The sequence below is a fragment of the Paenibacillus sp. Y916 genome, assembly GCF_056786435.1.
In genome coordinates this window covers 196,067-222,840 of record NZ_JBXCJA010000006.1, presented here as the reverse complement: position 1 = coordinate 222,840, position 26,774 = coordinate 196,067, and the positions used below count along the sequence as shown (strand labels likewise).

At 37.1% G+C, this 26,774-nt stretch carries 18 protein-coding genes; 1 reads left to right on the top strand and 17 read right to left on the bottom strand.

Annotated features, from left to right (window positions below):
* Window positions 1-134: 134 nt before the first annotated feature.
* From AC1TO9_RS15220 to AC1TO9_RS15165, 12 genes are all read right to left on the bottom strand, one after another.
* Window positions 135-4,841, bottom strand: a complete 4,707-nt coding sequence (locus tag AC1TO9_RS15220; RefSeq protein ID WP_482059711.1) for an S-layer homology domain-containing protein — start codon at window positions 4,839-4,841, stop codon at window positions 135-137.
* A 686-nt stretch (window positions 4,842-5,527) separates the two neighbouring features.
* Window positions 5,528-5,887, bottom strand: coding sequence for a hypothetical protein (locus tag AC1TO9_RS15215; protein ID WP_482059710.1), 360 nt, complete (start codon window positions 5,885-5,887; stop codon window positions 5,528-5,530).
* Between the two features lie 171 nt (window positions 5,888-6,058).
* Window positions 6,059-6,685, bottom strand: coding sequence for a hypothetical protein (locus tag AC1TO9_RS15210; protein ID WP_482059709.1), 627 nt, complete (start codon window positions 6,683-6,685; stop codon window positions 6,059-6,061).
* A gap of 357 nt (window positions 6,686-7,042) precedes the next feature.
* Window positions 7,043-7,318: a hypothetical protein gene (locus AC1TO9_RS15205; protein ID WP_482059708.1), complete on the bottom strand. Its 276-nt coding sequence runs from the start codon at window positions 7,316-7,318 to the stop codon at window positions 7,043-7,045.
* Window positions 7,319-7,461: 143 nt separating this feature from the next.
* Window positions 7,462-7,578, bottom strand: coding sequence for a hypothetical protein (locus tag AC1TO9_RS15200; protein ID WP_482059752.1), 117 nt, complete (start codon window positions 7,576-7,578; stop codon window positions 7,462-7,464).
* 764 nt (window positions 7,579-8,342) lie between these two features.
* Window positions 8,343-12,254 (bottom strand): helicase-exonuclease AddAB subunit AddA, encoded by a 3,912-nt coding sequence (gene addA, locus AC1TO9_RS15195; protein WP_482059707.1) that lies wholly within the window; start codon window positions 12,252-12,254, stop codon window positions 8,343-8,345.
* A gap of 23 nt (window positions 12,255-12,277) precedes the next feature.
* Complete coding sequence (gene addB / locus AC1TO9_RS15190; protein WP_482059706.1) at window positions 12,278-15,826, bottom strand: helicase-exonuclease AddAB subunit AddB; 3,549 nt, start codon at window positions 15,824-15,826, stop codon at window positions 12,278-12,280.
* A gap of 391 nt (window positions 15,827-16,217) precedes the next feature.
* Window positions 16,218-16,466: a hypothetical protein gene (locus AC1TO9_RS15185; RefSeq protein WP_482059705.1), complete on the bottom strand. Its 249-nt coding sequence runs from the start codon at window positions 16,464-16,466 to the stop codon at window positions 16,218-16,220.
* Between the two features lie 467 nt (window positions 16,467-16,933).
* Window positions 16,934-18,109 carry an IS200/IS605 family element RNA-guided endonuclease TnpB gene (gene tnpB / locus AC1TO9_RS15180; protein WP_482059704.1) on the bottom strand — a complete coding sequence of 392 codons (1,176 nt, stop codon included), beginning with the start codon at window positions 18,107-18,109 and terminating at the stop codon, window positions 16,934-16,936.
* A gap of 270 nt (window positions 18,110-18,379) precedes the next feature.
* Window positions 18,380-18,430 (bottom strand): hypothetical protein, encoded by a 51-nt coding sequence (locus AC1TO9_RS15175; RefSeq protein ID WP_482059751.1) that lies wholly within the window; start codon window positions 18,428-18,430, stop codon window positions 18,380-18,382.
* Between the two features lie 83 nt (window positions 18,431-18,513).
* Window positions 18,514-20,724, bottom strand: a complete 2,211-nt coding sequence (locus AC1TO9_RS15170; protein WP_482059703.1) for an S-layer homology domain-containing protein — start codon at window positions 20,722-20,724, stop codon at window positions 18,514-18,516.
* A 208-nt stretch (window positions 20,725-20,932) separates the two neighbouring features.
* Complete coding sequence (locus tag AC1TO9_RS15165) at window positions 20,933-21,517, bottom strand: hypothetical protein (protein ID WP_482059702.1); 585 nt, start codon at window positions 21,515-21,517, stop codon at window positions 20,933-20,935.
* 491 nt (window positions 21,518-22,008) lie between these two features.
* Between AC1TO9_RS15165 and AC1TO9_RS15160 the strand changes: the two genes are divergently transcribed.
* Complete coding sequence (locus tag AC1TO9_RS15160) at window positions 22,009-22,377, top strand: hypothetical protein (protein ID WP_482059701.1); 369 nt, start codon at window positions 22,009-22,011, stop codon at window positions 22,375-22,377.
* 304 nt (window positions 22,378-22,681) lie between these two features.
* On the opposite strand, the gene AC1TO9_RS15155 is transcribed toward AC1TO9_RS15160, so the two are convergent.
* The 5 genes from AC1TO9_RS15155 to AC1TO9_RS15135 all read right to left on the bottom strand — a co-directional run bounded on the left by AC1TO9_RS15155 (window position 22,682) and on the right by AC1TO9_RS15135 (window position 26,687).
* Entirely contained in the window at window positions 22,682-23,782 is a 1,101-nt protein-coding gene (locus AC1TO9_RS15155) for an ankyrin repeat domain-containing protein (RefSeq protein ID WP_482059700.1), read from the bottom strand.
* A gap of 246 nt (window positions 23,783-24,028) precedes the next feature.
* Window positions 24,029-24,364: a YolD-like family protein gene (locus AC1TO9_RS15150; RefSeq protein WP_482059699.1), complete on the bottom strand. Its 336-nt coding sequence runs from the start codon at window positions 24,362-24,364 to the stop codon at window positions 24,029-24,031.
* Complete coding sequence (locus AC1TO9_RS15145) at window positions 24,361-25,599, bottom strand: DNA polymerase IV (RefSeq protein ID WP_482059698.1); 1,239 nt, start codon at window positions 25,597-25,599, stop codon at window positions 24,361-24,363. The genes AC1TO9_RS15150 and AC1TO9_RS15145 overlap by 4 nt, the downstream gene beginning before the upstream one ends.
* A 110-nt stretch (window positions 25,600-25,709) precedes the next feature.
* The gene (gene lexA / locus AC1TO9_RS15140) at window positions 25,710-26,324 is read right to left on the bottom strand and encodes a transcriptional repressor LexA (protein WP_482059697.1); all 615 of its coding nucleotides are present in this window, start codon (window positions 26,322-26,324) and stop codon (window positions 25,710-25,712) included.
* Window positions 26,325-26,477: 153 nt separating this feature from the next.
* Window positions 26,478-26,687 carry a hypothetical protein gene (locus AC1TO9_RS15135; protein WP_482059696.1) on the bottom strand — a complete coding sequence of 70 codons (210 nt, stop codon included), beginning with the start codon at window positions 26,685-26,687 and terminating at the stop codon, window positions 26,478-26,480.
* Window positions 26,688-26,774 lie beyond the last annotated feature (87 nt).

Here is a 26,774-nt window from a genome sequence, read left to right as displayed (position 1 = left end):
TCCGGGTCCACTTACGTCCCATTAAAGGTAGTCTATGAAGCTTTAGGTGCAAGTGTTAATTACGATTATACCTCATGCTAGGAAAAAGACCGCAGTAGCATGACGCTATTGCGGCCAATCTTAATAATTATTTGTTATTTGTTTTGTAGCATATGGTAGATCAATTCTGCACTCTCAGCTCTAGTCAGGTTAAGTTTTGGTCTAAATGATCCGTCTGGGTAACCTTTAATAATCCCATTTGAAGCCAGTACGAGCACTGATTCGTTCGCCCAATCTGCAACATCCAAACTGTCATTAAAACTGTTTAGTTCTATTCCTTCTTTCATTCCGTATTTTGTAATCATAACGTTTGCTAGCATTTTTGCGGTTTGCTCACGATTTATGTTTTGTAACGGAGCAAATTCAGTTTCACTAAAACCAATTGCGATATTATTTGCAATTGCTGCATTTAATTCTTTCATATACCAACTTTTCGTATTGATGTCTTTGTACGTTATTTCTAAGGCATTGTTAGCTGGTGCTTCGGTCGCACGGACGATAAGCGCAGCAAACTCCATTCTTGTTATGGCACGGTTAGGTTCAAACATCTTATCGGTTACACCTCTAATGATGTCCCGATCGGTAAGGTAGTTAATTGCTTCTCTAGCAAAAGAGTTACCTACATCCTCAAAGTGAGATCCGTTGTTACCTACATTACTTGTATCCTTTTCCTTTTCATCAGGTTTGACAGTAGGAACTTTAGGCTCTGCTACAAGACTTCCTGTACCTGAACCGCCAGATCCATTAGATCCATTACCCCCTGTCTCTGGGATGACCGGTGCAGGAAGTGTTTTCCCTATCACTGTTTGTGGATCTGATTTATCCCCTTTACTGTTCTCGGTCCATATCTCAAATGTATAGTCTTTGTTATCTTGTAGTCCATCAATAACGATCTTAGAATCTTGTCCTCGGTAGATCTCCTTACCGTCTTGTTCAATAACAAATATTTCATCTTTAAGATTCGAATTAACTATAAAGGTCAATTCTTTATTGTTGTCAGCTGTAACGGTTACAGTGTAATCATTGCTCGGCAAGGTCACAAATGGCGGTACACGGTAGCCATGTTCTGCAGGCCCTGCAGGGTTCGTAGGAACTACAATCCAATTGTTGTTATCTTTACTTGAGTCTAAACCGTTAATTACGATATTCGTATCTGTTGTAGATCCTAGTAAGTTGCCGTCACCATCAAATATGTCATAAACATCTGCTCCAGGAACCGTATCCCAAGATATTTCTACGGAGTCTTCAGTTACGATTGGTTCTTTGGTATCTTGGCCAAGTACACTGAATGGTAAAGTCTGTTGTGAAAAGGAAGCTTTAGCACCTTCTCCTCCATTGTTACTACCGGAGATATAGATTGTTGTTGTAGATCCTGGTAATAGATCTGACACTGTGTACGTTGATCCGTTTACAGTTCCTAGTACCATTCCACTTATATCTGTAATGATGTATTCGGAAGTGTTGGGTACGATATCCCAGCTGATTGTAAACGAATCGGAATGCACTTCATCTAGCTTTACCCCGTTTGGTGCGTAAGGAAGAGTTACGAATGATCCAGTGACGCTTTCTCCATACCCCGTTAAGGTTCCTGCAGATATTTCGTAGGTGTATTTTTCTGCACCTGTTAGACCAGTTACGATTAGTTCAGTGTTAGAGATCTCGTAATCTATACCATTCACCGTTACCTTATACTTGGTTGCTCCATGTACGGAATCGAAAAGAATAGTTGCACCAGTCTCTGTAATGTTCTTTACTGTGATCGTTGTACTGTCTAACGGTTCTGGTAACGTTGTGGTTACTAGAGACTTACTCTGCCCTGAACCGCTGTGATTTGTTGGTATCACCGTAAATACATACGTTTCACCAGGTAAGAGATTGTTTGCGTTGTACGTTGTATCGCTAGATGAAAGAACGGCTTCTTGAACAACATCTTTCATCACGGTATACCCTTCAGCGCCCGTAACACTACCCCAAGAGACGGTTACACTGTTTGTTGTTGCACTTTCAATTTCGAATACGGCAACTTGCGATGGTAGAGTCCATATGTTATTGAGATACGAGTAATCTCCGTATCCTGTTAGGTTCTCTGCAGATATACGATAATTGTATATCGTTCCACCTGTGAGAAAGTTATCTCTGAATGCGTTTAAACTACCTCCATAGACCAAGCTTTCATCACGTTCTAGATCGTAGTAGGTTGCTGTTGTTACCGTGTTCCATCTTAGATCAATACTTGTTTCACCAATCTGTACGTCCGTGAAACCAGTAGGTGAATCAGGTAATGATAAGAATCCTGCGTAACTTGCTCTACCTTCTCCGTTATCATTTATAGCTGATACTCCTACCGTGTAGAAGGTTCCTGGTTCTAAATTGGATATAGGTTGATATACCGAGTCTGTAACGGTTTGGTTATATACTTCTTGTTGTGTTGTATTGTCCTTTACAGTAATACGGTAAAACATCGCTGAAGGAACTTCTGTAAAGGTTACGAGTGCTCGATCCGCTTGTCTACCGTCTTTTTCTACTTTAATATCGGCAGAAGAAGGTGCTTCCGGTAAGGTCAAGGCTTCAACAGTGTTACTTTTTGTACTTGTTCCTACGTGGTTACTAACAGTTACATTATAGGTATAACTCTTTCCTTCAGATATGCTTGTATCTGTGTAGCTGTTTATTGGGTACTGTAGTGTCCAAGAGCCACCAGTTGTTTCATTCTCAACAAGGTACTCATAACCGTCTGTGTAAGTTCCACCTATCGGCAGATTCCACTCTATAGTTGCAGAAGTTTCATCAGCTGCTACTAAGTTTAATTGAACAGGGTCCGGCTGTCTTTGCACTTGTAACTCATTTGTTGAAGTTGTTGTTTCATTTCCTGCTAGATCCCTTGTTTTAGCATGGATATACCATATACCTTCATCAGTAATATCTATATTTTGTATCGACGTTGCCAAATCCCAATTTAGTGGTAACAAATTAGAGTTCGTTACTTTGTAAAATGTATTATTAACATCTAGTCCTGACAAAGCATCATTGTAGCTTATTACTGCATTTACTCCAACATCATCCCAGGTACGATCTGATGGTGTAATGTTAATGCTGGGGTTAATTGTATCTATCTTATCTATGATCAGATCTGAAATGGTTTGATTACCAGCATTATCTTCAGCTATGAAAGTATAAGTACCGTTTTGTATGATAGCATGAGTAACTGGATTGACAACAGACCAAACACCAGTGGGTAATTGGATTCTACTTATACCAGTCTCAGCATCACTCGCAGCTGCTACGATTTGGAGAGGTTGATTTGTCCATATTGTTTGATTTGTTGACAGTGCTAAATTGGGTTTGATTACATCTTCATAGCGTGTATGACTTACATCTGAAACATTACCCTGATGATCTATTGCGGCAACATGGACATAAAAGTTACCATTGACTATGTTTGTTCCAGTGTAACTCGTTGCAGTAGTTGTCATTGTGGCTGGAGGTATAGTTGTTGGATTATTATCAATTACTACGCTATAGCCCGACACCCCTGTTGATACCGTCACTGGTTTATTAACTGATAGCACCGTTGCAGGATCATTCTTTGGATAACCTTTCACTTGATAATTATACGTAGTTCCAATATCTACAGAGGGTAACCATGTTACTACTGGTTTACGAGCAGCATCTATTGATATAGTCACTGCAGAAGGTTCAGTCGGCTTGGTCTTATCTATCGCTGTTACATCCTCGTAATCCGAAAGATATCCGCGATAGAGTGATGAACCGTCTCGAAATATTTCAGTTTCGGTGGCATATCCGATTTTAATGTCATCGACTTGCATGATTCCATCACTCGACCACACCAATCTTGTTTTCAACCCTCGTACAATAGTATCGTACTCTGCATTCTCTGGAACTAGGGAGTTAGCGCTGATCGTAACCCACTGTCCGGTCAGAGGAATAGCCCTTTGTGGTATTCCATATCCATTTTCCGAGTATATAAGAACATTATCACCCATAGAGAAAGTTTCATTTATAGGTGTTTCTGCTGGCAGAAGGGGCGATGCAGAAACCCAAGGATAAGAATCCACCCCACTGTTGACCATTTTCTGTGCAGTTCTATCGAAATAATATCTCATTACACCATATCGGTGATTCTGATTTTTTGAAGATACTACGACGTATACAGCATCATTTGGTATATCTACAGGTGTCCCGTCGGAGTTTTTAACCTCAAATGAAGTCGGTGGACTATTCCAGTTCACAGAGGTATTATATATTACACTTTTACCCTGTGCATCCTTCATTGGATAGCCTCTTTTAAACCAACCCGTAGCCAAGAGAAAATATATATTAGATTTAGATGCTCCAATGGATCTTGCTTTGTAAGTAAAGCTTATAGTCGAGTTCGAAGGGATACTCTTACCTGAGAAATTGCTCATAGATTCCGTTGATGATGTTATCCAGGGTGGATTATTAATATTCCCTTCCCGATTTGTAATATTATCATTTAATTGTAAAGAGGTCCCTTGACCTGCAACACTCACAAAGGATTGTTTACCTGTACCTGTCCATGTAAGGGAAGGGATTTCTTGTCCAGACTCAAAACCAGTTTCATTAATTATATCGGCAGCAGCCATCTCTGTAGCCCATTCCAATTTGACATGATTACCAGTTTGATAGGCTCCTGTAAAGGTTGGAGGTGTACCAGATGCCATGGTTGGTTGAGGACTAATGGTTAATCCAGATATAACTACCGATAAAGCCACTGAAAGTATTCCTAATTTTTTTACTGATTTTATTATACTTTTTGACATAGATATCTTCCTTTCGATTGTTGAATGTAGTAGAGAAAAGATCCCGAGCAGTATCAGCTACAGTCCCTACATCTCTCAAAAATTTAGGATTCATCCCACCTCTCCTCTTGACGCGTTTCTATTTGCCTCACTACTATAAAGGGAACCTGCTCGAACCTTATTCACCAGATTCATGTAAAACATTCAATAAAGTTTTCAAAGAACAAAAAATGTATTGCTTCCCACTTTAGGTACTCAAAACAAAAAAAGCACCTCGTACACAGGCGTGAGCCTATGTGCGAGGTGCTTCCTCGTTTCCGGTATGCAATTAACCTTATTATATTAATAACTTAGACATATGTAAATAGATAGGATTGTTACTCCAAGAGAAATATAGGGATTTCACATTCCGTTATATTTTTATCCAAACTTTCATTCATATAGCTTTTGAGTTTATTAATAATCTCCATAGAACGTTCCATAACAATATATCTTTAACACAGGGGCGTTACATTTCGTAGATGCTACGGAAAATTCAGGTCAAAAGGCAGTCTTTGATATTGTTTATGATAATACCGTTGCAGGCGAGATTGTAGAAGTCATTCCGGTAGAAATACAACGTTGAGAATTTTTAACAATCATAGCAGCTGAAACTTTCATAAAATCACCCCTTTTTAGTAAATAACGCCCATCATAGTATATATGATTCATTCATTACCCTCTACTTTTTCCAACTTATCAATACGTCCTAATTTACCTGACACTTTCAATACATCACCTTTACCAATATTAGTAATCATTTCTTTGGAAATCTCATACTCTTCACCTGAAATTTTAAGATATTTAGTCTCAATATGAAATCCAAAATGCCGACCCTCACTATGTACCGTTCTAATCGATTGTACAGTACCGGAAGTTTGAAAGACTGTCTTAGCTACTCTTTCATCCTCTTTATTAGAGAAAAATAGTAAAGCGCCAATTGCAACTGAAAATATAATCAAAAGAATAATGCCCCACATATGTTTACTAATTTCTTCTTTCCAAGTAATTCCCTTAGTTTCTTCCATGTCGTATCACTCCTTTTTAGTGAATAACGTTATATTCATAACCATTTCTACTAGCATCCATATAAACTTGATAACCATACTAATTACTTTATAAATAAGATAAACCGATCCTTCAATAATCCAAGCAGGTAACATTATAATTAGAAAAAATCAGGAAAATATGAATTAATATCATGAGGTGCATTCTACCGTTTTAACTTTATCCAAACTTTCATTCATATAGCTTTTGAGATTATTAATAATCTCCATAGAACGCTCCCTAACAATATATCTTTTGTTAGTCATCAACCAACAAAGTCCCCGGTCGCCCTCTACTAAACCTAACTCAGCATCTGTAAACACAGGGGCGTTACATTTAGTACAAGGACCGACTAACATCAAACGTTGTTTTTCTCTTGCTTCATAATTCGCTCCACATTTACATTCCACCTTGTAATTGAATACAGTCAAATATGCGCTCATTGGTCTACCATAAAGTTCAGGTTCATGCTCAACTTCAGTTTCATAAACCATCCCAGAACTTACGGGTATTTTTGTTGGTTTATTCTCAACGACATCAACAACTATTGCTTGTTTAATGTTTTCTACCTTTTGATATATTTCCGTGAACCGATTAGTGACTTTAAAGGTTGCTACTAATGTTGGATTTATACCTTCGATAAAGTTCCCACTCTTAAAGACATAATTTTTGTTTGTTTTGAAACATTCCAACCACTCTGACACTCCCGATGGATTTAATGTGTACTTGCTTTGTACACCTGATAAATATGTAACTAATAAGGTATTATTCTCTTCCATAAATCCTCCTGATTAGGAACTCTTATATCCTGCTATAAAATCTTGAATTCGATATCTTTACTAATTGAACTTAGATAGAATCTTAAATCGACGCTCATATCAAATATCTCCTGTATATCACTTCATTTTATTGTCCCAGCATAAATTCCACAGTTCTTTTAATATTCTTTTTATAGTGAAGGTGTAGAGTTTAACATTATGCACCCGTCTCATTATCATGGATATGATGCCTTAATATAATTTCATTTGCCATAGACATTAAAGATTTTATTCCTCTATTCTCATGTTTACGATAAAGTGGTGGTTGATATATGAATGAAAACCATGGTATAAACTCATGTTAAATATAAAGATTGTCTAGGATTGGATGTTGTTTTTATGACTCCTTTTATATTCTATTAATGAATATTTCGCTTGAGCAATTGTTATCAGCACAAAAAGAGACATGCCTATAATTTTTGTGCTGTGGGATTCAAAATATACTCCTCCAGATACAGTTAAGAATGAACTGATGAAGAGGCAACTTAGTAATGAATCTATATACTTCTTTCTTATTAATTGCAAAACCAATGTTAATGTTTGTAAAGTGAATATAACAATAAAAACAGCTGAAAGTAAAATCTTTGTTTCCAAATATGGACACCTCCTAAGATAATATAAATCTAATTCTATCTTTTATGAAAGAATACGTACTAACTGCGCTCCCAACTGATAAGGATACATTGCCTTACTCCAAAACAATAAACAGTCGATATCCGTAAGAAATTATTACTTTCTCAGGATTTCCATTTTTCTGTGAAACCATCTACAAGTAAGGGAACACAGAAGATTATACCAATAAAAATTCCTAACTGAAACAGAATAAAGTACGGTAACAATATATATCCAACAATTATACCGGTACATCAAGCACATAGGGACAATTGATGACCTCGAATATGTAGAACGCGATGGTTTCCTGCATGTGTGACTTCCTTCTGTAATAGATACACATTCCGATCAGTATACCTATTAAAAAACAATACAACCAGTCTGGCACTTCCAATGGATTTAATTTGTACTTTGCTTGTACTCCAGATAAATATGTAACTACTAAGGTAGGTATTATAATCTTCCATGAATCTTCCTGATTTGGCCTATTTATCTCTTCTTACTCAAACGCCCTGGCAGTATGAATATTAACATAGTTAATAAAAACACGCTGCCTAGAACAGCTAATAAAGTTATTACAGAATACAAGTGTTCGTTTTTTATATCTACTCCTAAAGCTACTACTATAAACGCGAGAGATAGGATCGTCATATATAACAATTTCAATTTTGTACGCTTAGCCATTTTCTTTTCAACTCCATTCTTTTAGTTATCTATAATACGATTATATCAATACTTTTGTTTCATCCCTGAACTTAACAAGCAAGAAACGATAGAACACAATAATTGAATTATCATTTCTCAATTGAAACTAATCCTTTGTTCCAGGATATGCAATGAGTATATAAAACAAATTTTTCATTCCGTGCTTAAAGGCTTGTAAAAGGATATCATGCGCCTCTATCCAACTAAAGAATAAAGGATCTGTTTAAGGCAATTTAAGTAGCCTAATTTAAAATTCATCCAAAAGAAAAAGACGACACCTTTTAGATGTCGTCCTCTATATTTATTGTAATTCAATAAGCAACCCACCATCAAAGAAATACAGGTACTTCTTAGTAACCGGTCGATTCCAAGTATCTCCTATTGCTCTAGCATAAAGCTCAAGTTGTATTCGATACTTTTCAATCAGTTGTTCAGGAGTTTGATCCTTCACTGAGTCTGTCTTGAAGTCCAAAAGAACTAAGTCATCTCCATCTTCAAATAAGCAGTCTATTACACCCTGTATTAATATAGTCTCTTTACCTACTGGACCATCAGTATCAGGGTAAATCTCATCTGCGGAAAGACCATAGGTAAATGGCACTTCACGTAGAAGATTTTTTGAAGATAGAATCTTCTTACCTATCTCTTGTGTAAAGAAATTAGCAATTTGTTGAACATCTACTGCCTCAGCTTGTGTGGCAGTGAAGAGTCGCTTATCTACCATAGTTTGAATTTCAGATTTCACCTTAGCTAGGCTTAACGTTTTTTTCATACCATCAATCGGTAGATTCTGCATTACCGTATGATATACCGTCCCTCGCTCCGCTGCAGTCATGTCCCTTTGCTCCATAAACCTAGGCCGTCTTGAGCCGATAGGAGTGATTGATCCACCCTTTTTAATCTGTCCAATGGTTTGTGTCACACTACTATGTTCAGCAAGAGAATTCCTTACCATCGGGTTGATCTCCCCTATTCTCTTTAACTCAGATACCGAAGTCTTCGAGAATATCGTTGAACCAACAGCAAATGGATACTCCCATTCCAGTCTACGAATGACTTGATCTTGAATGGTAGATGATTCTGAAGTGACAGGTTCATGCTTTAATATCGATTGCACCTGAATGTTACGCTCATCATTGTCTACAGGAATTAAATTCAGATCACTAACAACTATTAAATCGTTCGGATCCATAATACGTATGTTCCATTTAGACTCCTCATCAGATAATGAATCAGCATAACCAAAACCGGTCATGTCGCGTAAAAGTTGAGCGTCTGCATGTCGTACTAAAGCGGGCCCTAACCAATCTAAATATGAAGTAGCTTTTGCTAAATCATGATCCGGTAAGAGAACGTTTTTAAGTCCTAAATGCTTCATCCACGAATTAATCTTTTTGTCTAAATTCTTAATGGCTCCAACAAGGTACATTTTTTCACGCGCTCTTGTCAACGCCACATACAACACCCGCATTTCCTCAGCGAGTAATTCCATCCGCATTCTCCGTTTGATTGCTAAGGATGATAAGGACGGATAACTTACTCTTAGGTCTGTATCGACGAATTTAGGACCGAAGCCAAGTTCTTTATGAATTAGAAAACTACCGTTCAGATCCTGCTGATTAAATTGTTTACCTAAACCAGCCATAAATACAACGGGAAACTCTAGCCCTTTGGATTTATGAATCGACATAATACGGACTACATCTTCTTGTTCCCCAAGAGCTTTTGCCGTGCCGAGGTCATTCCCCGATTCTTTCATACGCTCAATAAAGCGCAAGAATCTGAACAAACCTCTAAATGAAGTCGCCTCATATTGCCTAGCACGATCGTACAATGCTTTGAGGTTCGCTTGTCGTTGGATACCACCAGGTAATCCACCAACGAAATCATAATAATTCGTCTCACGGTAAATTTTCCAAATCAGGTCAGCTAATGATCCTTGTCTTGCATCCGTTCTCCAGTTTTCTAAGTGAGTCAAAAAAGTTCGTAACTTAATAGAAATTGGGTCATGCCTTCTGAGTAATTCAACTCCAGTCCCTGTTTCATTAAGAAGAAGTTGGTTATCTTCTGGAACTTCCTTTTCACCTGGAAGTATCTCTCCTATGTACCTCATAAGAGATTCATAGAAGGGTCCACTTCGTTTAGAAGAGCGAATCTTAGCAAGATCATTAGCGGAAAGCCCAACAACTGGAGAACGAAGTGTAGCAGCAAGCGGAATATCATCATAGGGGTTATCGATGATTTTTAAGATCGACATCATCATCTCAACCTCAGTAGCTGAAAAATACCCGCTGTTTACTTCCGCATAGGCTGGTATCCCTTGAAGTTTCAACTCTTCAATCATCGCAGAAGCAGTTTTAGTTGATCTCAAGACTATGACAATATCACGGTAAGTACCGGAGCGCATGCCACCTGAATTCTTATCGTATACCTCAAACTTCTTATTTACAGTCTTGCCCATAAGTTTATTGATTTCCTTAGCGATAACTTTTGCTTCCATCGCAGCGGGTTCAATATCTTGAGCTTCAAGCTGTAAGAAATATGAACTATCCTCATCTTCTTCATCTTGTACTATGAAAGATAGATCCGCTTCACTAGTTTCTTTCTTATCGAGATCAATTAACAAGACCTCTGTAGTATAATCTTGTGGTTCCGTTGATTCTTCTGGATAGTTTGCTCCGTAGATTAACTCAGCCTCCTTAACGTAGGGAACCTCACCAACTCGGGGACTCATAATCTGACGGAAAATATAATTTACCGAATCAACGATTTCTCGACGGCTTCTAAAATTGGAAGCGAGGTCAATCCTCATTCCATCTATTGAACCGTCCTTAGTATATCGAGCATACTTCTCCAAGAATAATCCTGGCTCCGCCAAACGAAATCGATAAATGGACTGTTTAACATCACCTACCATGAATCGGTTACCTGGTTCACTTTTCGATATCATGCTCACAATAGCTTCTTGAACACGATTGGTATCCTGATATTCATCAAGGAGAACTTCTTTAAATTGCTTTTGATACGCAAATGCAGCTGGCGATGCAGTGTAAATGCCCGGTTCCACTTCGATGGCTAACACCTGCAAACAATAGTGCTCAAGATCTGAGAAGTCGACTAGATTCTTTTCTGCTTTAGCAGATTGGTACTCTTTGCCGTAAGATATAACCAGATCAACCAGTTCACGCATTAACGGCGCCATTTGATGTAGTTCGTTCCGATATTGCTCAGGAGAGCGTTTGAAGATCTCTTCCTTTACCTTCTCCAATGCCTTCTTAGCCCCATCACGTGTATCTTTCACACGTTTAATGAGAGACTCATCAAAACTGTCTTTCTTACAAGGCTTCAAACGTTCGAATACGTTAACCTGTAAACTGTCATACAAATCATCCCATGTAGAAGCAGACGACGATATAATCGTCTCCAGATTACTTACTTCACTCTGGAGATTGTCGAGGTAAGGAAGTGGTCCTTCAGGTGACATAGCTACTTTTATTGCGTCCATGAGCATGGCTTGAATACTCTGAAGTTCCAAGCCGACATCTGTCTTCAAGCTGTCGAACCATATGGAACCAGAATCCGAACCTTCAAAAAGATTCGCCATAGATAATAGCCAATGCTCTGGATTAGGATGACTTCTAGATGCGTCGTATAGCTCCGCAATGAGCTTTAATAGCGCATCATCACTCTTCTCGCCACTGAACCATGCATCTAAAGTCCAAAATGAACTACTCGGAACCATACTCTCATATTTTTGTTCCATCAACACTTCCAATACATCCTGTCGGATAAGGTCTGATTCCGTTGTATTAGCGATACGAAAACTTGGATCTAGATTAATCCTTTGGTGATACCTTAGGATGACCTCTTTGCAAAATGAATGTAATGTGGTGATCGATGCGCGATTAATCAATGCGAGTTGCTTGCGAATGTGGTCGCTCTCTGGATCTTTGAAAACTTCTTTCTCCAAAGCATCCCTTATTCGCTCTCTCATCTCAGCAGCTGCAGCTTTCGTAAACGTTGCAATTAATAACTCATCAATATGAACTGGAATATCAGGGTTACTAACTTTTTTAATAATTCTTTCGACCAAAACAGCAGTTTTACCAGAACCCGCAGCTGCAGATACTAGAATATCCTTATCATTCTCTACGATAGCGCTGAGTTGATCGGCGGTCCATTTCGTACTTACATTTGATTTGATTGCAGACACACTATCTACTTCCCTTCAGAGAATCATTTATTTTCATCAGGATTGGCCTCGTCTTTACCGTCTATTGCTTGCCAAACATCCTCATTACTCATACTTTTTACGGTATTGTAGTGGTTACCATCAAAGAGAGAATCGAACTTACACACCGGCTTATATGAACAATAATCGCAAGCTGTCTTTTTACTTGTACGGTTAGGTGTTATATCTACCCGCCCACTCAAAATTTCAGATCCGATTTGTCCTATGGTATCCCGTACATGCCCTTGAAGTAGCTCCCATTGTGAAGATGTTGCGACAGAGGAGTTACTATGAAAGCCTCCATCTTTCTTTAATCCAACCGGAATTAGTTCAGAGTGGCCATCGACTTGGTTATCCATCATACGAACAGCATCTTGATCAGCTAGGACAAGACCCTTCATTTTAAAATGCTTCCGCACTTCTTTTTCAGCAACGTCGTGATCTAATGGATTAGCATTAGTAATCATAGGATTATGCACATGAAAATAAAGTACACCTGCTGGAGATGTCTTAGTTCCAAGCCACAGTTGAGAATTACTCATTGCAACATCCAAATAAGTTAGCATTTGCAAGGACATTCCCTGATACACTTCTGTTAAAGCTAGGTTTTTCATGCTCGACTTGTAATCAATGATTCGTAGCAAGGAAGTATCCTCGTTCACAATAGCAGCATCAACTCGGTCTATCCTTCCTTCCACATCCATAGAACGCCCATTAAGGAGATCAATGCTCAAAGGAGGTAGTAGCTGCCCATGACCAAATCCAAGTTCTAGCCCTACCGGACGAAACTCTCCACGTTTAGCATGCTCATGTAAAGCACCGACTGATCGACCTACGATGTTTGTGATTTTACGTGAGATATGACGATATCGGAAAGAACTATCTAATATCTGCCCTTGAAGTCGAGGTGATAATCGATCGACGATTGATGCTGCCCGTTTTAAGAGTTCTTCTGCAGACAAATCCTCCATGCGAATGTTATCCGTTTGAAGTTCCTTGAATAGTCCACTTAATGAGGCATGATACAGTTGACCAATATCCGGGGCTCCAAGTTTGAAAATTTGTCGTTCGCGTAATCGAAGGCCATTTTCAGCAAAATGCATAAATGGACATGAGACGAATTTCTCCATTCTCGATACACTGGAACGCAAGTTCTCACCATACAAAAGTAAACTCGTCTCTTCAGTCAAAGGAGCCTCTTCATTGGTGTAAGCTAAGGAACCCGTAAGCAGTGCAAGTTTGTTAGTCCAATCCGGACTATTTTGCAACCAGTTATAGACATCCAACCACGCATTTGCGAGTGGTTCTCCTGTCATCCACTGTTTCAGTTGAACCATCAAATAGGATAACGCTTTGTTTGCTGAAGCAATGTAACTGAGGCTTTCTTGATCATTCATAGAGGAAGTGGGTTCACCTTGTAGTTGACCTGTTCTCGCATAGGGGAATAATATCTTTAAGTGTTTAATGATCTCAGAAGGTAATAACTTAGCACCCTCTTCATCCGCTAAAGGGTAACTTAACCAAAGACATTTGGATGGAGAACATAAGACCGTATAAATCAAGAATTGTTCATCTAATAATTTTCTTCTCGCCCCATCAGCTAACTTAAGGCCTGCCTTGGTGAGTGTCTCTCGTTCTGTCTCATTCATGATTCCATTTTCACTAATGGCTTGTGGTAATATCCCATCATTTACACCAAGCACCATAGCTACCACAACTTGAGCAGATCTAGTTCGATCAATACTACCGATCAACACTTGATCTAACGCCGGTGGAACGAGGCCCTGACGGATACTTTCCAAACCAGTTTCAATTATCTTTCTGAACAATTCTCCTGAAATGGTTTCATCACCAAGGATGTCCACCATCTGATCAAGCATGTCCATAATGTTATCGAAAATCTGTGCATGTTCTTTTGATTTCTCAGGACGACCTTCAAGAAATGCTTCTTCACTCCACTGTTGTAATTTCTCTGTTACAGACACATCTTCAAGAAGTAAATAGAGAGCCTCCACTTGATCTCGAACATTGGAAGCCTTCTTCATTCTCTTCTGGAATGCCTTCAGTGGTCGAGCTACCGTTCGTCTACAATGATCCATTCTCTTGGTATAGGCTGGGTCGATTTCTTCTGGATCATCATCATCCACTGAACGATAACTCTTGAAATTCCAATTTTTCGTATCTCCCCATCTCGCACCACTAATCCCAAAAGAAAGAACGAGGTTTTCTAGCTCATCCATCTCATTACGGGCAATGCGCCGACTATTTTTCCGAGGAAGTTTTCCATCAACCAAAGGCAACAATAGGTCCGTTTTAACACATCTAAAAACGGAATCAAAACGCCAGTAGTTTTGTATAACTTCCATAGCAGAACGAATGAACTCAACTATAGGATGATGTAGTACGATCCTCTTTTCATCTAAAAAGTAAGGAATACCATAATCCTTGAATATAGTGGAAAACAAATCACTATAGTCCTCAATATTTCTCACTCTGATAGCGATATCGCGATACCTTAGACCTTCATCCCTCACTTGGCGGATAATCTCTCTTGCAGCCCCTTCCACTTCAGCACGACGATTAGACGCAGAAAAAATCGTTATATCATCACTTGGTTGGCCGTATGCTACCCGTGTTCCATTTAGTCGTTTATCAAACACCTTTTCAAGATGAGCGATCATTGGACTATCCTTAAATCGAGGGATTACAGCTGAATCTAACACTTCACATGAAGCGGGTTCTAATCCAAGATCTCTAATCTGATTTTGTATCGTGATCATAGTCATCGCTGTAGGATGAAAGAGATCGAGTTCACTGGGAACATCGTCTGCTTCATAAGGACGATCGAGACATAATGTGATGGTTACATTTTGAAAGTGCACCATTGCTTGCCCTAAAACATCAATTTCTTGAGGTGTAAATCCATTAAACCCATCGATCCAAAGCTCAGCTCCCTTTATTAAAGCGCTTTGAGATAATTGAGTTGTAAGATGAGTTAAATAGGATTCGCCATCGAGATAGTTTGAAGCAAGAATCTGTTCGAACTCCCGAAATACGATTAACAAATCGTTAAGTTTATCCTGTAGAACAACTTCATCTGATTCTGCTACTTCCATATTATCTAGTTGCGTTTGGAGCATGTCGGGTGTAAGACAATATCGACCAAGTTCACTCAACATGGAATTTAAATTATCAATGAATCCCATTTTCTCCGTTGATGCGTGAAATATTTTGAACTCATCTTTGTGCTTCTGAAGAATTCTTTGAAGCAACATCTTCTTCCCAGTATCATCAATTGGGTTTCCTACAGTATTGCCTTGCTCCTGCATAACTCTCCACGCCAGTCTTTTAAACGAAAGGACCTGCGCGCGTATTAGCCCATTTATGCCCGGAGTAGTCAACAATGCGTGTTCTGCTTGAAATGTCCCTTGTTCAGGCACCAAGAAGATAATTGGATGTCCTTTAACGTCAGAAATGATCCTTTCTTTTATTTCCTCCAAAGATTTTTCCGTCTTTCCACTTCCGGCTCGACCGAGTATAAAACGAATCGCCATAGTTTTCTCCTCCAAAATGAGATTTTTTCCTATTAGATAAAATAGACTTTTCAAACCGCCTTCATGGTTATTAAAAATAAAAAAACACTCAGAATGGGTGGCGATAAAGGATTACTCCTTACACCACTCAAAACTGAGTGTTTTTGGGGGATACATCAGACAATCAACATATAACAAAAAAAGATCATGCTGATTAACGATTCTACAATATACACACCGAAACAAGGTTTCAGTAGTAAAAGGATCCATAGGATCTAAGAATTCGGAATTCGTCGCATGACCTTCCGTTAATATTGGAAAAATCTGATATAAGGTATGTTTAAATTATATCCAATCATTATCGGCTATGCAATAGAAGAGGTCCCAACATGGAACAAGTATAACTAAGTTCTTAACTTCGATCATTAACAACTACGTTTGAGAATTTCCTGTTAGCATAAGTTATTGCTGCCATTTTCGTTTTAAAGCGTTCCAACAATTGGTTGCCTTCCCAAAGATCAAAATCATGTCCATCTGGTGTGTTTGGACAACGAATAAGACTTAATTTCTTTGTAGTCTCTTCAATCTCCTTAGAGTTTCCAAGACCACTGAACATTGCTGATTCTGTAAATAGAGCATTCTTTGACAGATCGAGCCCCATGTTGTCTTTACACCTTCTTGCAACTCTCATACTGTAATTGGTTTCTTTTTTCATTTTAAACTTCCTTTCGAAATCATTATTTGGGTTGTAAGGTACACAAAAAAAGCACCTAGCAAAAACGTCAAATTAATAAACACACGTAGGTGTGAATTAAAGTTTGATCATCTTTGCTAGATGCTTTATAAATAGAATGCTCTCTATGCTCATGCTGGAGAGAAGGTGGTTAATAGTTAATGTTATAGCCATAGCATATCATATTAGCCGTAAAATTTCACTGCTTTATACTCTGTATCTATATCATTTCCCACCTAACATTGAAGTAGGGGTATCCCTTTTTTGAGGTTTTAAAAATAAATTTATCATGTCATTATGATGATCTTTTTTGAACTACTCACCACTTAACCGACCTTACGGTCTGTTTGAAGTGGGAGATTCCTAAGAACACCAACCTATCGGTTCGTTTTTGATTAGGCGATCCCCGTCATTCCAACGGTTAGAAGCCTTATGGCTTCATTTTTAATATTGATTCCTGCGTTAATATCTCTTTGATGATGGGTATGGCACTCTGGGCAGTCCCATTCACGTAGTCTGAGATTTTTAACGTCTATGTTTTTGTAGCCACAACTGGAGCAGAGCTGGCTGGAAGGAAAGTTTCTAGCAACGGTAACGACTTGTTTGCCGGACCACTTCGCTTTGTATTCAATCATACTCTTGAATTGTGACCATGATACGTCGCTGATGGCTTTAGCCAGTTTGTGATTTTTAAGCATATTTGATACCGACAAATCTTCCATCCCAATCATGTCGTGGTTTTTGACAATTTCGGTTGAAATCTTGTCTAAGTAATCTTTTCGTGCATTGGTAATCTTCTCATGAATACGCGCTACTTTTATTTTGGCTTTATGCCAATTTGAACCACCTATGGTTCGTCTACCCATGATTCTTTGCGCTCTGGCTAATTCCTTTTCAAACATGTAGAAAAACTTAGGGTTACAATGGATCGTTTCATCCGAGAAAATAGCAAGATCTTGTAAGCCTAGATCGATTCCAATGATCGAGTTTGTTTTAGGAGATTCGATTACTTCGACTTCAGTCGTTATAGAAACAAAGTATTTACCTGATGGATTACGTCTGATGGTAGCACTCAATATGCGACCTTCGACTTCACGACTTTTGGCAAACCGAACACATCCAAGTTTAGGCAACTTCATACGATTTTCTATGACAGCTATATTGCCATTCGTATACTTGGTTGTATAAGATTGAAGAGGATTCTTTTTTGATTTGAAACGTGGTTGTTTGTTTTGCTTTTTGTAATAGCGTTGGAATGAATCTGCTAAGTTTTCGACCGATTTTTGAAGGGAAATACTATCTACTTCTTTAAGAAAAGAATAGTGTTTTTTTAATTCACGGACAGCTTTGACAGACTCATATTTATTGAAAAAGGCACCCTTCCAGTTGTTGGATGGTAGTTGACCATTCTGTCTCATTTCTTCAACGATGTACCAATAGGCATCTTTTTCTTTCTGTTTGGCAAGGAAAAAGTTGAAGACGAACCTTGAACAACCGATGGTCTTATGTATGAGTTCTGCTTGTTTTCTGTTTGGATAGATACGAATTTTGTATGCTTTATGTACTAACATGAGTCATACCTCCATCATATCAAGAACATTTGTTCCATTATATCATATGGAGGAAATATTTGGCTATCGCCAACCGAAATTCATCTTCCACCTATTCATTCGCCTTCGCCCTTGACATTCATTGAGGTGGGAGTCTTCTTTCGGAAAATGATAAATTGTGGATCTGTACAATTCAGAAAAAAACAAGGGCAGAAATATCCTCTACCCTTGTTTTATAATTTTATAAATGTTCTAATGCACGGTATATAAGCATCGCACTCTCAGCTCTTGTTAATTTCGCGGTCTAAACGATCCATCTGGGTACCCTTCTACTAGTTTCATGTTAGCAAGACCATATACTTCAGTCTTAGCTCATTCCGCTATAGTCAACGATTATTATAGGGCGCATATCATAACAGTTTAATCTAAAATCCAACGGATTGATTAATCACTTTATATATAATCGCTGCAGCTTGGGCTCTTGTTGCAAATTCTTTACCTGCTAATAAATTATTGCCGACACCATCAATCAATTTATAATTTATTGCTGTGGCCATATCTGATTTTGCCCAACCGCTAATCTCACCTGAATCCCCAAATGGAGTTAATATTGAATTGATTTGAGCAGTTGTTATTGGATCGATATCTTTAAGTAATCTAAATGCTCTTACTGCAATCGTTGCCATTTCTTCACGATTGATTTTTCTATCAGGTTGGAATGAGTCGCTTGTGATACCAGTGACCAATCCTAGTTTCCAGCCATTATTTACAACAGGATAAAACCAATCTGATTCAGAAACATCTTGAAAGCTTGAATTAGATGAATTTGAAATCCCTTGTTTATCCATCAATGCCTTTACTAAAATAGAGGTGAACTCTGCCCTTGTTACATATCGGTTAGGGCGAAATGTATCATCTGGATAACCGCTAATAATTTGTTTTTTTGATAAAAAGTCAAGCAAATTAAATGCCCAGTGCTTAGAAATATCAGTGAAACTCTTTTTATAATTCATTACAATATAATCACCTGAACTTACACCATTGGCGTATTTAGTTGTATCTAATGTGTAACTAGAAACCATATTAAAGTCTTTTCCATTGATTTTATATATGTTAGCAAGTTTAAGATCATTGTCTGAATATAGAACAGGTACTTCAACCGTGAATGGTGACCCTAGAACCCCTTCTGTCCCTGTATGTTCAATATTTATAAATCCCGTTACAGGTATAAACTCTTTAGAGAAATTAACTCCAATTTCATTTCGACCAATAGAAATTGCCCCCCCATTACTCCAACCATTGAGTTTAGTAAGATCTGTAATAACCGCGCCATTCAATGATTTAAGCTTAATGGGTATTTTTTTATCTGTGAGTAATTTTGCTATGGTTCCATCAAGTTGTACTGTTACACGATCTTGGACTGTAGTCATAGTAGAGTAATCAACAATAACTTCTTTTATATTGTGATTTGAAATCGCTGTTTTTAGAGAAGGAGTATCTACAGTTACGGTATGTTTCCGGCTTGTTGAATTGATTTTTTCAACGATCGATAACCCACCTTTACCCTCTGTGATCGTTACTTTTCCGGTAGTTAAATCAATGTTAGGAGTTCCAGTTACATTTGAATTACTTCCTATAGTTGCATTGGTTCCTGCCTTACCTAACTTACCTACCTTAGCATCATCGCGAACGATATAAAGTTCATATGTTTGAGTAGTGCCATTTGTATCTGAAATTACAATTGGAAATTGAAGATTGTTACCCTGCTTTAAGAAAAGGTTAATTAGTTTTCCTGAATTAACTACATTTCCATATAGATTGACCTTACTTGTGGATTGTCCTGTATTAATAACAACGTCAGCGCTCGTTGCAGCAACAGGTACATATCCTACAAACGATGTCCCTGATTGGCTTATTGGTTCTCCATTAATGTAGAGTGACCTAATTTGAACATTACCATTAGTTGGTGGTCGGTTAATAACAAATATATAAGTCCTTGTAGCCATTCCTTGTACACTAACATTCACTTCAATTGTATTGTTACCCACCTCTAGATTTACGACGAGATTGCCACTATGACCTAACGAAGTATTATTGATCATCACATTGGTATACTCTTCAGCTGTTGGAGTAATGACCACAAACGAAGTTGAAGCAGTAACTCTCCCTGTGTAGTAAGTTCTTCCTGGATTGAAAGCTTGATCCATTTCAGCTCCATTAATCCATAATGTCGTCAGATCAACAGACATGTTACTCTTCGGACGATTAATTATGAATATGTAATCTTTTGCTGTACCATCAAAAGCTGTAACTACTACACTTATCAAATTATCACCATAATTTAATTCAATAGGGCTAGAACCTCCTCCATTATTGATGAGTTTACCATTAGCTTTTACTGTCGCTCCATCGCCTGATACTAGAGGTTTTACAGTAATTGAACTCTGAGTTGATAGGACGCTACCAGCATAATAATAAGTATCTGAGTTGAATTCAGGGCTAAGTCCTACTTCAACAGAAAACGATACACTGGCTAGCTTAGTTTCTGTTGCAGCTGAAGCGGGATACGGCAAGATCATGACTATCATGGCCATGAACATTGCCAACGAAATTACTTGTCTAATTATTTTATTCATCAAAAATAAACACCATCCATTTCTCGTTTTATTAAAACATCATTTTAAGAAGCCAGAATACAAAAAGAGACCATTGGAATGTTATCCAATGGCCTCGGGTTCTTCCTCGAAGGCTGATAATATTTGATTACTTTCATTATAGAAAACGTAACTATAAAAATCAATCAAAAAAAGAGACGGATTTTGAACTCCGTCCCTCTATTTTAATTTAATCCACTTGGTTCAGATTTATATAATCATCTTTAAGTTCTCCACTAATACTCCAGTTCCCTTCATATCCTATAATTTTCATTACTTTCTCATTCCCATAGAGTGCTGGTACATCTTCTATGTTCTTATAGGTATCTACAAGATTTAAGTTATCATTGTACGAGATTCCGTTTAGTAAATTTATCCGGTACTCCGTATATTCATCCAGATTCATTGCAATAACGTATCGTTCCTCTTTTATTTCTGAGTATACCAACTGTGTTACTTCAGTTGGTATTGGTGACATTACAACTTCTTTGTTCAATGGCATTATGTGATTTTCTTGGATACCAAAATACTCTGTTTCAATTGACTTCATTTCAGCGTATATATTTCTCAGATACAACTGATATTCCAACCTCTCTTTGGCAAGCTCATTCATTTGATCAGTGCTTCCAGTTACTCCCCACTGAGTTTCAAATCTGTTGATATCTGTTCCTAATTTTTCAGTTAACTCGCATACTTTTAAGAATGTCTTATATCTTTCAATTTCACTAAGGTGTTCTTGAGCTTTTCTCACATTGTGCTTTGATTCATTGTTCATATTAATCTTCCTTTCAAATAAATAATTTGGGTTGTAGGTACATAAAAAAAGCACCTAATAAAATTAACAAATCAATAGACACACTTATTGTGCACAATTATTGTTTGTTCATCTTTATTAGATGCTCTTAATGATTTATAGATTTAATTCGATAAAAAGAATTATCGAATTAACCATGGCGCTTTGGACTCTGGTAAAATAGAAAAGAGGCTTAGATTGAGGTTTTAAACACAAAAAAACATTCGGTAACAACTCCTTTAAAAACATCTGGAATCATTCATACGAATGCAATTATTGGCATCATATTCCCGTTAATATTGTGGGAATTAAATAACCATTAGAATAGTGGTCTGGCGCATGCCTCCACAAGAAGTAAATGAATAAGTATACATATTAATATCAACTATTATATTATCGAGATGAAGGAATGTAAATACCATGTTATATATATGAGTATGCCAATTATTAAATCTAAGAACGAGGTGGATATTATGAATGAAATTAAGCAACCTTTACCCTGGGATGTACGTCTCAAGACGATTGAAGATCACAAACGACATATCGTAACTATTAAAATTCATATTGAGGATAATAAATTATTTGAAAGAGTAAATCAAAAATTTAACACTTCATTCTCTGTAAAATTCAAAACATATTTTTTAAAAAAGAGTATAAAATCAGCTCGCATAATTAGAAGTGATCAAAATGGAAATATATTTAGTAAAGAACCAATCCAAAAATTCTCTACACAGATGAGCTTTTCTTTCGATCTACCTGAAAAAGCGATTCTATTTGAACAGGGAATCGAGCGTGCATTAGATAACTACATAATGGAACTGATTTTAGAGGATAAGCAATAATGCATTCAATTGATACGGGAGTGGGTGGATCGTGGTTCTTAAAGGTATCATTTTAATTACATTATTAATGCAATTCATAGGTATTATTATTGCATATAAGAAATCTTTGGGATTTACTAAAGGCTTGGAATTTCTATTTAAATATAATCTTATTGCTAGTTTTGTCTTTGTTTTTATTGCTTTAATTCTGTGGTTCATAAGCCTATTGTAATCCACTCGACCATACATAAATGTTGATATTCAATAAACAGAGGATGTTAACTTACATCCTCTGTTATTTAAGTACAATTATTCAATAAGAGTATTAATCTATAGTTGCACCATATTTTTGAACTAACTTTTCCAATTCTTTATCATTCTTTCTCCAACATAATTTCAATGCTGTAATGCCATCCGAATTTTCATAATTTGGATCGATTCCTTTTTCTAATAACAAATTGGCCATTTTTACATCCAAATTGTTTATTGCTATAAATAAGGCATTATATTCTATCTCATTAATACAATTAATATCGACCTTCCCACTAGCAAGATTTAGCAATACATTTTCTATATTATGATTTGCTACTGAATATAAATATGATGCATCAGATAACTCCATCTCACTAACATTTTCACACTTTAATTCTAAAGGAGATTCGCATTCAATTTCGTGATTTACAATTTCAACAAGAAGATCAAATTCAAGTAATTCCCATAGTGCTGAGCTTACATCTTCACTTGTTAATGCCAATGATTCCATAATAGATTGTTTAGATATTGGTTTGTTACCATTGTGCTTGAAGTCATTCACAATTAGTTTAGCTTCAATAGATAATCTTGATTCTGATTCTGCCGCATCAATTGATTTAATCTTATTAAGTATTAATGGAGTATGCGCCTGATCCAAATAAACAACTTCATCAGGACTTCTTTCATCAATCAAAGTTACATTTTGATCTATTGTTTTAACTCTATAAAACTTCCCCTTGAGATGATCTTTCATAGGTAGGTACCCAAGATCTCTCTTCATTTCCTTTGAAAACGCTATGGTTGATATAATATGATTTGTTTGTAAAATATCTTCTAAATATCTCGTGATGTCTGAAATAGCATTATATTCGAATTCTCTATATAGACCGACAAATTCGCTTTCCAGAATTACAGCTACTGTCCCCAAATACGGAACATTCCTCTTTAGACATTCAAGTGAATGCGATAATCTTTCGTCAATACCATCTGATAGTCTTTCTAGATCCTCCCCTGTCCAAAATTCAGATAGAATCATCACTCTTATTATTCCACCATTCTGCTCATGACCGGACCTATCATCAACAAATTGTCCTATACAATTCAATTCTAAATATTCCATACACGTTGTGAAATTAGTGTTAATTTGTAAAGACCTGTAGTTTAATAAACTCATAACAACTATTCATTCCTCTCAAAATAAAGATGTATACAAAAAGAACCACTTACACCATGTAGGCTGCAAGTGGTTCTTCCACTATCGAGTATTAAATTACATATATATTAACACATAATTCAATGTATTTGATAGTCGAATTAAATGTAAACGTCAGGGATATCTACTCAGCACATCGGTTGTGGTGATAATACTTGCATTTGATTATAAGTTATTTAACCGATCTCTAATACTCGTTTTATTCAGTTACATTAACTGAACACTCATAATTTCATCAAAATCAATCCATTCAAATCCTCTTTCTATTTCCATCCTGATTTTATTTTTAAACTGGCTTATATCTGTTACTACACCACAGACCATATGATCATCATATTCATTAAATATTTCAACTTTTATAATATGTTTATTGCATAGAGAGTTACTTATATTTCGATTAATTAACTCCAATTCATCCTCGTGAATTATTGGGCGACGTTTTTTATTGTACTGTTTCTGATGTTCAATAATACTCTCTTTATGTTGTGGCAACATCATCCTGCTGGATTCCCATAGACCATTTCCCTGAAGTTTTTTACTCATCTGTAATGCCCTCCTATTTTAGTTGATCTATCAATTGCCTGCCCTGCAGATGTAACTGAGCTTGCTCTAAGAATAGAAATCTCCCCGAATCTATCCTTAATGTCGTCCATAACCTTATCAAGAGCCCTTTGGTGCTCCTTATCGTCAAATAAAGTAAGCTGATAAGCTTCAGCACTAGATAACTCAGATAACGAAATACCTACTCTTCTGACGGGCAGCCTATCCCAATAGCTATGAAAGATTTTCTTAGCAACGTCGTATACCTCGCCTGTTATATTAGTAGGATCCTCTAGTTTCATCTGTCTGTGAAATCCTGTAGGATGGTCAAAATCAGATCCAGATATACTTACGGAAACGACTCTTGCCATTAATTCACTTTTCCTCGCTCTCCTTGTAACTTCAGTACAGATATCGAGAAGGGTAGTCTCTATTTCCCACGCCTGGTTAAAATCTCTAGGAAGCGTCATACCGCTCCCAATACTTTTTCGAACATTATGAGATGTTAATGATACAGTTGACTCATCTAGGCCGTTTGATACGCGCCATAGCACTTCTCCATTAACTCCCCATCTAGCTTTAAGTCTATTTAAAGGTGTTCTAGCTAAATCTCCAATTGTACTAATTCCCATTTTCCACAAATGTTTTTCCATCTTTGATCCGACTCCCCACATATCACCAATTGGCTTTTCCCAGATGTATTTATCTAGTTCGTCTTTCTGTAAATGAAATATACCATCGGGAATATGTTTCGAAATGAGGTCACAGCAGAGCTTAGCCAAAGTCTTATTCGAAGATATACCTGCTCGAGCAAACACTTTTGTTTCAAGGTAGATCTTCTTTTGAATTTGCCTTGCTAAATCAATTGGGTTATCTGCAAACAAATGCATTGATGCAGTATGGTCAGAAAACGATTCATCTATTGAGTAAGGTTCAACTAAGTCCGTAAACGACTCGGTTATTTTCATGATCTGATTTGAAACGTCTATATATTCTTGCATGTGTGGCCTTACAATAATCAACTCTGGACATTTTTGAAGTGCTTGCCAAAGTGGTTCAGAGGTTTTAATTCCTTTCTGTTTTGCTAATGGGCACGCAGCTAAAATAATACCTGATCTTTTGGCTGGGTCTCCGGCGACTACCAATGGTTTATTTTCATAAGAAGGTTGTTTGGCCTTTTCCACACTAGCATAAAAACTTTGCATGTCAATCAACATCACTATTCTTTGCTTATTCAACACCTATACCACCTCATTGATAGAACACTCATCTTGTTACATTTTTATGCTTACATCTCGACTTGAACCATCAAGAAGATTTATTTGTTTTTTTATATCAAACAAGAGTACTAATGAATTAATGCTCTTATAACTCCTATTACCTTCCCTAAAATCATCACGTTATCGTAAAACAGTGGCTCCATTTTTGAATTTTCTGGTTGTAGCCTAATACGATCCTTTTCCTTATAGAAAGTCTTTACGGTGGCCTCATTACTCTCCGTCAGTGCAACTACGATTTCACCATTCTCTGCATTCGGTTGAGGCCGAATAATCACATGATCACCATTAAGTATCCCTACTTGAATCATGCTCTCACCCTGGACCTCCAACATGAAACAACTTTCGTCAATTTTACCTTTCTTAACTGGATAATACTCTTCAATATGTTGAATTGCGTTTATTGGCGACCCTGCAGTAACTTTGCCTAGAATAGGAATACGAATGAAATCACTATTTAATGAAGGAAGCATTCCAGAATTTATTACATCTATTGCTCTTGGCTTTGAAGGATCCCTGCGAATTAATCCTTTTCTTTCTAAACGTTCTAAATGACCATGTACCGTAGAACTAGATGCTAACCCTACAGCATCTCCGATTTCTCTTACAGTCGGGGGATATCCTTTTTTTGAAATTTCAGCTCTTATGAAACACATAATTTTATTTTGTGTGGGTTCTTTTCGCATTTAGGTTTCCTCCTAATCATATTCAAAGAACGTATGTTCTATACCTATATCAATAATATACGAATAAACGTTCGTATGCAATGGGATAAAAAAGGAATATGCTATGCATACCCCTAATTTATTAATAATGAACTCGACTTTACAACATACATATTAATTCAAAATCATCTGCTCGGATACAAGAAGTTCTGACAATATGTCGATCGGGCTTTCAAGATTAGCTATTTTAAAATTAGTAGTAATGCATGAGTATTCTTTTTTATTGTCCTTCTCGATTTCCTTTTTAAATGAAATTCCAACAACTAAGTATTCTCCAGGTTCAACACCGACAAATCGACTGGGTATACGTGATTCAAATAACAATTCAAACACTCCTTTTATACTCTAATAAAAAAAGCACCGCAGAATAGGTTTCCCTAGTCAGCGGTGCTTCCAGCTGTTTTATATATT